Below are 8,208 nucleotides of genomic sequence, written 5' to 3'. Positions count from 1 at the left end.
ATCTCTTCGACGCTGCTCCTCTACTGCATCCTCTGTAATCAAAGACAGTACGTGCTATCTCGGCACTTCTCAGTGTCGTTCTCAAGAGCGGCATCGTGTTATATTTTTTACAGATGATGAAGGGAATGAGATTCGAGTCGTAACGGATCGAAGAGACCTATCTGCCGAAAAAATTGCGGAGATTTATAAAGCCAGATGGCAAATCGAAACGTTTTTCCGCTGGATTAAGCAACACGTAAATGTACCTGTATTGTTTGGTACCACTAAAAATGCTGTATACGGTCAATTGTATACGGCTTTAATTACCTATGTTTTGATAAAGTGGATCTATGAGAAGGCGAAACCGATGGTTTCACGTTTCGCTATGCTATCTTTTATTCAGTTTGCACGTCTTTTACGGTTTGAGAGCCTTCAGGCCGAATGGATGATTGCAATTCATACAATAATAAGTCGATCTCTACTCATACAGGGGAGTAGTTTGTCTAAAATTGGTTAATCAACAGGCCTGATATGATAGTTTAAAAGAAAAAGAAGTGATTTACTTCAATACTCTTTCCGCACTTATTGAGGATGCCCACGAGAATAAGTTGACTGAAGTGAATTCCATTATAAAGTCTTCGCGGCCCTATTTTGATGAGGCAAATCAAAAGCTAGAGGAATTAGCAGATGTAAACAGCAAAGGGGCGGATCTTGCTACCAATATAGCGGTTAATTTATATCACTCAGGCAAGACGCTGGTCATTACATTGAGCATATGCGCGGTAATATTAGGTATTATCATAAGCATTCTGATCTCACGTATGATTTCTAATCCTATTAAGCAAATAGCGATACAGCTACGCCGGATTGCTGAGGGGGATTTAACCGGAGAAAGGATTGTCGTCAAAACCAAAGATGAAATTAAGGATTTAGCGGATGACTTTAATAAAATGAGTGACAGGCTGCGTGTGATTGTGTATAAAGTGTCCCAAAATGCTGAACAAGTATCAGCTATGACGGAAGAAATGTCTGCAAATGTAGAACATGCAAGCAAAGCTACGGAGCAGATCTCGCTTGCCATGCAGGAAGTTTCTTCTGGTTCCGATAAGCAGGTGGCAACTGTTGTGCAATCCACAAAGGTAGTAGAAGAAAACTCTAAAGGGATGGAACAAGCCGTATGTAGCATTCAAACCGTTGCGGATTGTTCAAGTGTGGCAACAGAGCAAGCTCTTCAGGGAAATGAAGTAGTGAGTCATACAACCAAACAAATGAATGTGGTTCAAGAAAAGGTTCAGACTACGGCTACTGTTATTGAATCACTTGGCCAAAAGTCAAACGAAATCGGGAAATTTATCGAATTCATTACACAGATTGCAAACCAGACAAACCTGTTAGCATTGAATGCCGCGATTGAGGCAGCCAGGGCAGGAGAACATGGAAAAGGATTTTCTGTCGTAGCAGATGAAGTTCGTAAATTAGCCGAAGAGTCTAACCATTCAGCAGAAAGTATTCAAACGCTCATTTGTGATATTCAAAACGAATCACATAGAGCCATTCAGGCCATGCAAGAGGGCCTTACCGCCGTGCAAGAAGGCCTTACGCTTGTTGATCAAACGGGAGAAGCTTTCCGAGGTATCTCGAGTTCTATCGAGAAAGTATATACTCATTCTCAACAGGTTACTTCTGTAATCGAGCAAGTAAACACTAGTTCTCAAACGATGGTTCAAATGATGGGCGATATTGCTCAAATATCTGAGGTATCAGCAGAAAGTACACAAAATATAGCAGCTTCTGTTGAAGAACAAAATGCTTCCATTGAAGAAATAGTATCGGCTTCTACTGTTCTTGCGAAAACGGCTGAAGAACTTCGTGATGCTATACATATTTTTAAAATATAGGATTGTATAATCGAGTCTTAATTAAAAATTTACAAAAAACGTAAGCCCTTAGAAATAAGGGTTTTTTGCTTGTGAAAAACATATATTTCCTGTATTTATTTACTATGTAAACGCTTTGTAAAGATAGATTAAAGATAGAGTTAAATGCCTTGTTCCACCCCCTCAAGTGCTTTACTATGAATCTCGAGCGAGACACCAAAAAAACTAGTAGAGCTCATCTACTAAAACTACTAAGGGGGATTCTTGCAGTGTTAAAAAAATTAGGGGTATTAGCAGCTACAGGTATGATCATGACAGCTCTTACTGGCTGTGGTTCTAGCAATAACGATCTTACAACAAATAAAGATACGGCGAAACCAGGTAGTGAGAAAGCAGCTAGCGGAGACACTGGACTCTTGAATGGAGCAGGTTCTACATTTGTAAATCCGTTGTTCTCTAAAATGTTCAGTGAATATTCCAAAGAGCATGCGGATGTAAAAGTAAACTATCAATCCATTGGTTCTGGCGGCGGGATCAAACAGCTGACTGCTAAAACCGTTGACTTCGCAGCTTCTGATGCTCCGATGAAAGACGATGAGCTGAAAGCAGCAGGCGGTAATGTGCTTCACATTCCGGTAACACTTGGTGGTGTAGCCATTGCGTACAACCTTGAAGGTGTGAAAAACCTGAAGCTGACTCCAGAAAACATTGCAGACATCTATAATGGCAAGATCAAAAAATGGAACGATCCGAAAATTGCTGCGGACAATAAAGGCGTAGCACTTCCAGCAACTGATATCTTCCCGGTACACCGTTCTGACGGCTCCGGTACTACACATATCGTAACAACATATTTAAACGCAGCTGTGCCAGCAAAATGGACGAAAGAGCAGACAGGTAAGTCTGTTAAATGGGCAAACGTAGGTACAGGGGCGAAAGGTAATGAAGGCGTAGCAGGTCAAGTGCAAAATACACCAGGTTCAATCGGCTATGTCGAGCTGGCGTATGTAATTCAGAACAACATGACAGCAGCTAGTATCAAAAACAAAGATGGTCAGTTCGTAGCTCCAACGCTTGAAACAGTAACATCGGCAGCGAAAGGCGCACTGACAACCATTCCAGAAGATCTGAAAGTGAAACTGAGCAATCAGCCGGGTAAAGACAGCTACCCGATCGTAGGTACAACATGGGTACTCGTTCCGGAAAACCTGACACTCGACAAAGCAAAAGCAGAAAAAATGCTGACCATGCTTAAATGGGCTGTAACAGACGGCCAGAAATATGCAGGTGAACTGAACTACGCTCCGATGCCGAAAGAACTGCAAGATAAAGGCGTAGAAGCACTGAAAAAAGTAAAAGTAAACGGCGAAGCTGTACTGAAATAAAAAAAGAAAGCAGGGGAGAGCGTGCAAAAAACTCATGATGAGTTTTTTGCCGCTTTTTTCAAGGAAGAGGAGTGTATCTCTTGAAGAGACGATATGGAGACCAGGTGTTTAAGGCGGTTGCGTATGTTTTTGGTTGTTCCATCATTGCGATGCTGGGCATTATGCTGTGGGAGATGTTTCGCGGTTCTAGTTTTGCGATTGACAAGTACGGCCCGAGCTTTCTTTTCAGCAAGGCATGGGACCCAGTGGCAGAAGAGTTCGGGGCATGGCCTTTCATTTATGGCACCATCGTATCGTCCCTCCTTGCCCTTGCGATTGCCACACCGATTAGTGTAGGAATTGCGATTTTCCTGGTGGAAATCGCGCCAAAGTGGTTCCGCGATGTGATTGGATTTTTGATTGAGCTTCTGGCGGCTATTCCGTCGATTGTATACGGTTTGTGGGGCATTTTCGTTTTATCTCCAATTATTCGCGAATATATAGCGCCTGTGTTTATTAACACACTGGGCACTTTCATTCCGTTTTTCCGCGGTCCGTCCTTCGGGGTAGGGATTTTTACAGCGGGCGTCATTCTAGCTATTATGATCATCCCGACGATCGCTTCGATCTCGCGGGAGGTGCTGATGGTTGTACCGGAGTCGCAGCGCGAAGCAGCGCTCGCACTGGGGGCCACCAAATGGGAAATGATTCGCAAAGCCGTTCTCACCTATTCTCGTTCCGGTATTCTCGGTGCGATGATTATCGGGTTAGGACGTGCAATTGGCGAAACAATGTCTGTGACTATGGTTATCGGAAATCGGCCGGAAGTTCCGGATTCTATATTTGACCCTGCTTATACAATGGCAAGCGTCATCGCTAACGAGTTTAATGAAGCATCGTCGAACTTATACTTATCTACTCTCATTGAGATTGGCTTCCTCCTGTTCGCGGTTACGCTGCTCGTCAACATTTTTGCGAAATTCCTCGTGTGGACGACTTCACGGGGCGTACAGGAGGCGAAGTAATCGATGGAGAGTGTATTAAAAAGCAGTAAGGGCGTAGGTTTCGAGAAGTCTACCGCTCGTCTCAGCCGTCGTCAGGCACAAAGTAAAATCATGGTTGGGATGACGATCATTAGTATGATTCTCGCGCTTACCCCTCTGTTCAGCATTTTGGGATATGTGCTGGTTAAAGGGGTATCCGCTCTTAATTTTGACTTCTTCACTGAGCTGCCGGCTCCTCCAGGTGAGATCGGCGGCGGGATGGCCAATGGTATCGTTGGAACATTTATTCTGCTTGGTCTTGCGTCTGTCATCGGAATTCCAGTTGGTTTAATGGCTGGAATCTTCCTATCTGAGTATGGACGCAATCGCTTTGGAAAATTTGTATCATTCTTAACTGATATTATGCTCGGTGTTCCATCGATTGTCGTCGGGATTGTCGTTTATGGGCTTGTTGTCCTGATGATGGGCGGTTTCTCCGCTTATGCGGGTGGTATGGCACTGGCATTCATCATGATTCCGGCTGTTACGCGGACAACCGAAGAGATGTTGAAGCTTGTACCGAACCACATGCGGGAAGCCGGTCTTGCACTCGGCATTCCACAGTGGCGCGTCATTATGAAAATTATTTTGCCAACGGCCCTGCGCGGTATTATCACCGGCGTCATGCTTGCGATTGCGCGTGTGGCAGGCGAGACAGCGCCGCTCCTGTTTACAGCGTTCGGCAATATGTACTGGAGTCATTCATTGAATCAACCGATCGCGTCTATGCCCGTTCTTATATTCAATTATGCGATCTCGCCGTATGCAGAGTGGCAGGCGCAGGCATGGGCAGGCGCACTGACGCTTATTATGATGGTGATTTTGTTGAACGTAACGGCGCGTGTGATTACGCGGAAGCGATAAAAAACCGAGGTGGGAGCGCAATGATCGAAGCAAAGAACTTGAACCTATGGTATGGGGATTTTCACGCCATTAAAAATATCAATATGACGCTGGAAAAAAATAAAGTAACAGCTTTTATTGGACCGTCCGGCTGTGGAAAGTCGACGTTCTTGCGTGCGATTAATCGGATGCATGAAGTGATCGAGGGCGCACGTGTAGATGGAGAGATTCTGCTAGAAGGCCAGGATATTTATGCGTCTGACCGTGATCCTGTGACCGTACGTCAGCAGGTCGGCATGGTATTCCAGAAACCGAACCCATTCCCTACCATGTCAATTTATGAGAATGTGGCTGCAGGATTGCGTATCAATGGCTTCCGCGATAAAAAGAAGATAGATGAGATTGTAGAGCGCTGCCTCGAGCAGGCCGGTCTCTGGGATGAAGTAAAAGACCGTCTCAATAAAAATGCAATGGGACTCTCTGGCGGTCAGCAGCAGCGTTTGTGTATTGCACGCACGCTAGCGGTAGAACCAGAAGTGGTTCTGATGGATGAACCGACATCGGCACTTGATCCAATCTCGACACAGAAAGTGGAAGAGCTGCTGTATGAGCTGAAAAAGAAATACACCATTGTGATCGTAACGCACAACATGCAACAGGCGGCACGCGTGTCTGATCGCACGGCATTCTTCCTCCTAGGTGATATGGTTGAGTACGATGAAACCGAAACGATTTTTACAAACCCGCAGGATAAGCGCACAGAAGATTACATCTCGGGACGCTTCGGGTAAGGAATAAGACAAACAGAACGCCCACGGCTCAGGCTGGTGAGGCGTTTTCTTTTTGTATAACATCAGCCGGATACAAGAATAGAAAGGTGATTTTCCGTCGAGAATACAGAGGTATGGACCACTTGCATTTTAGGATCGGCATGATTATAATTAAAGTCAAAGAAAGTCAAAGTCAATAAAAACGATAAGGAGGAGGTGCAGACATGCGGAACATATCCGACATCATTGAACAGCATTTGAAACGGATTTTACAGCAGGGCAATGGTGCGGTAGAGATCCAGCGTGGTGAGCTGGCTGACAGGTTCCAGTGTGTGCCATCCCAGATTAATTACGTGATCAGCACTCGATTTACCGTCGAGAAAGGATACATGGTAGAAAGTAAGCGGGGAGGCGGAGGATATATCCGGATTCGTAAAGTTGAAATTTTGGATAACCAGCTCTTTTATCAGCTTTTGCTTGAAACCATTGGGGAAAGCATCACAGCAGCTGCCTGCGACAATATTATCGTGAGACTTATGGAAGAACGGATTATTACGCTTAAAGAGATGCGTTTGATGAAAGCGGCTACCGGACGTGTGTTAACAGTGGTCCCTGTGCCGCTTAGGGACCGCATACGAGCGGATCTTTTGAAAAACATGCTTACTGCGCTTTTTCTATAATATATATACAGTCAGGAGGACGCCGTCTATGATTTGTCAGGAATGTCATCAACGGCCGGCAACCCTTCACTTCACCCAAATTATCAATGGTGAAAAAATGCAGCTTCACATTTGTGAAGTGTGCGCACAGGAGAAGGGTCATATGTTCCCGGGTGGAATGAATGATTTTTCGATTCATCACTTACTTTCCGGTCTGTTAAATCAACAGGGAAGCAATGCGGTTTCATTTCAGCAGACCGAGCAAGAGAAGTCACTACACTGTGAAACATGCGGCATGACTTATCCGCAGTTTAGTAAAAGTGGAAGGTTCGGCTGCAGTGATTGCTATGAGGCATTCGCAGAGCGGCTCGATCCACTTTTTCGTCGGGTGCATGGGAATACCCGCCACAGTGGCAAAGTTCCCGAGCGTTCTGGCGGTACCATTAAACTGAAAAAAGAAGTCGATCAACTGAAATATGAACTTCGAATGTGCATTGAACAGGAAGAATTCGAGAGAGCAGCACAATTGCGTGATCGAATACGCGAACTTGAGCAGCAAATCGCACATTTGTAGGAGGGAAATCGCATGTCTTTCCAGAACTTTATAACAAATGCGGTAAGTGAGTGGATGAATGGGGAAGGTGAAGATGCCGATATTGCAATTAGCAGTCGTGTTCGCCTGGCTCGCAATATACAGGAGTATCCGTTTCCGATTCTCGCGACTGACAGCCAGCTGGAGCAGATTACCGCTGCTGTCAGACAGGTAATGGAAGATGAAGATTGTAAGCGTCAGGGGCCATTCGAGTTTATTCGAATGGATCAGTTGACCGGCCTGCAGAAGCGTGTGCTGATGGAGAAGCATTTGATCAGTCCGAATTTGATGGCCGAGTCACGCGGGGGCGCTGTGCTTCTCAGCGAGAACGAGGCATTCAGCATCATGGTGAATGAGGAAGACCATCTTAGAATCCAATGCCTGTTTTCAGGTTTGCAGCTTCAGAAAGCATGGGAGGCTGCAGATCGGATGGACGATATATTTGAGAAGCACGTGAACTTTGCGTTTGATGAGCGCCGGGGCTACCTGACGAGCTGCCCGACAAACGTCGGAACCGGCATCCGAGCATCTGTCATGATGCATCTGCCTGGACTTGTGCTTACTCATCAGATTAACCGGATCCTGTCCGCGATTGCACAGGTAGGTCTGGTTGTGCGAGGGCTGTACGGGGAAGGTAGCGATGCGTCCGGTAACTTGTTCCAGATTTCCAACCAGATTACGCTTGGTCAGTCCGAAGAAGAGATCATTGAGAACTTGACCAGTGTAGCCCATCAGATTATTGAACAGGAGCGTGCGGCTCGAAGGTATTTGATGCAGAATCGACGTCTTCTTTTAGAAGACCAGCTCTGCCGCTCATACGGGGTTCTGACCAATGCCCGGATTATTGAATCTGACGAAGCAGCTGAGAAACTCTCAGATGTGCGGCTTGGTATTGACCTGGGAATTATCCGCAATATTCCGCTTTCAGTGATGAATGAGCTGACGGTTATGGTCCAGCCTGGTTTTCTACAGCAGCATGTGGGCCAACAGCTCGATTCAGATTCGCGGGATGAACGCAGGGCCCGCTTAATACGTGAACGTTTGCAATCTGCAATGGAATAATATGAAATCTACGGAGGTG

9 protein-coding genes (1 of these 9 only partly in view) are annotated in these 8,208 nt (G+C 45.6%); all 9 read left to right on the top strand.

From position 1 onward, the window contains the following. On the top strand, positions 1–496 hold the 3' end of the coding sequence (locus CB4_RS01300; RefSeq protein ID WP_096463232.1) for an IS4 family transposase. 644 nt of this gene lie to the left of the window's left edge; the window shows 496 of its 1,140 coding nt (coding positions 645–1,140); the start codon falls outside the window, past its left edge; it ends in the stop codon at positions 494–496. Between the two features lie 37 nt (positions 497–533). Further along, on the top strand, positions 534–1,877 hold the full coding sequence (locus tag CB4_RS01295) for a methyl-accepting chemotaxis protein (RefSeq protein WP_096463231.1): 1,344 nt from the start codon (positions 534–536) through the stop codon (positions 1,875–1,877). A gap of 248 nt (positions 1,878–2,125) precedes the next feature. Then, on the top strand, positions 2,126–3,241 hold the full coding sequence (gene pstS / locus CB4_RS01290; RefSeq protein ID WP_231956112.1) for a phosphate ABC transporter substrate-binding protein PstS: 1,116 nt from the start codon (positions 2,126–2,128) through the stop codon (positions 3,239–3,241). Between the two features lie 80 nt (positions 3,242–3,321). Then, on the top strand, positions 3,322–4,245 hold the full coding sequence (gene pstC, locus CB4_RS01285) for a phosphate ABC transporter permease subunit PstC (protein ID WP_197703130.1): 924 nt from the start codon (positions 3,322–3,324) through the stop codon (positions 4,243–4,245). Positions 4,246–4,248: 3 nt separating this feature from the next. Continuing rightward, positions 4,249–5,127, top strand: coding sequence for a phosphate ABC transporter permease PstA (gene pstA, locus CB4_RS01280; protein WP_096463228.1), 879 nt, complete (start codon positions 4,249–4,251; stop codon positions 5,125–5,127). A 20-nt stretch (positions 5,128–5,147) separates the two neighbouring features. Continuing rightward, entirely contained in the window at positions 5,148–5,897 is a 750-nt protein-coding gene (pstB, locus tag CB4_RS01275) for a phosphate ABC transporter ATP-binding protein PstB (protein ID WP_096463227.1), read from the top strand. A 203-nt stretch (positions 5,898–6,100) separates the two neighbouring features. Next, positions 6,101–6,556, top strand: a complete 456-nt coding sequence (locus CB4_RS01270; protein ID WP_096463226.1) for a CtsR family transcriptional regulator — start codon at positions 6,101–6,103, stop codon at positions 6,554–6,556. Between the two features lie 28 nt (positions 6,557–6,584). Next, positions 6,585–7,109, top strand: a complete 525-nt coding sequence (locus CB4_RS01265; protein WP_096463225.1) for a protein-arginine kinase activator protein McsA — start codon at positions 6,585–6,587, stop codon at positions 7,107–7,109. A 12-nt stretch (positions 7,110–7,121) separates the two neighbouring features. After that, a complete protein-coding gene (locus tag CB4_RS01260) occupies positions 7,122–8,189 on the top strand; it encodes a protein-arginine kinase McsB (protein WP_096463224.1) in 1,068 nt (355 codons plus the stop codon). The last annotated feature ends 19 nt before the right edge of the window (positions 8,190–8,208 follow it).

The sequence above is a fragment of the Aneurinibacillus soli genome (assembly GCF_002355375.1).
In the GTDB taxonomy this organism is placed as follows: domain Bacteria; phylum Bacillota; class Bacilli; order Aneurinibacillales; family Aneurinibacillaceae; genus Aneurinibacillus; species Aneurinibacillus soli.
This window is presented reverse-complemented; position numbering and strand designations above follow the sequence as displayed.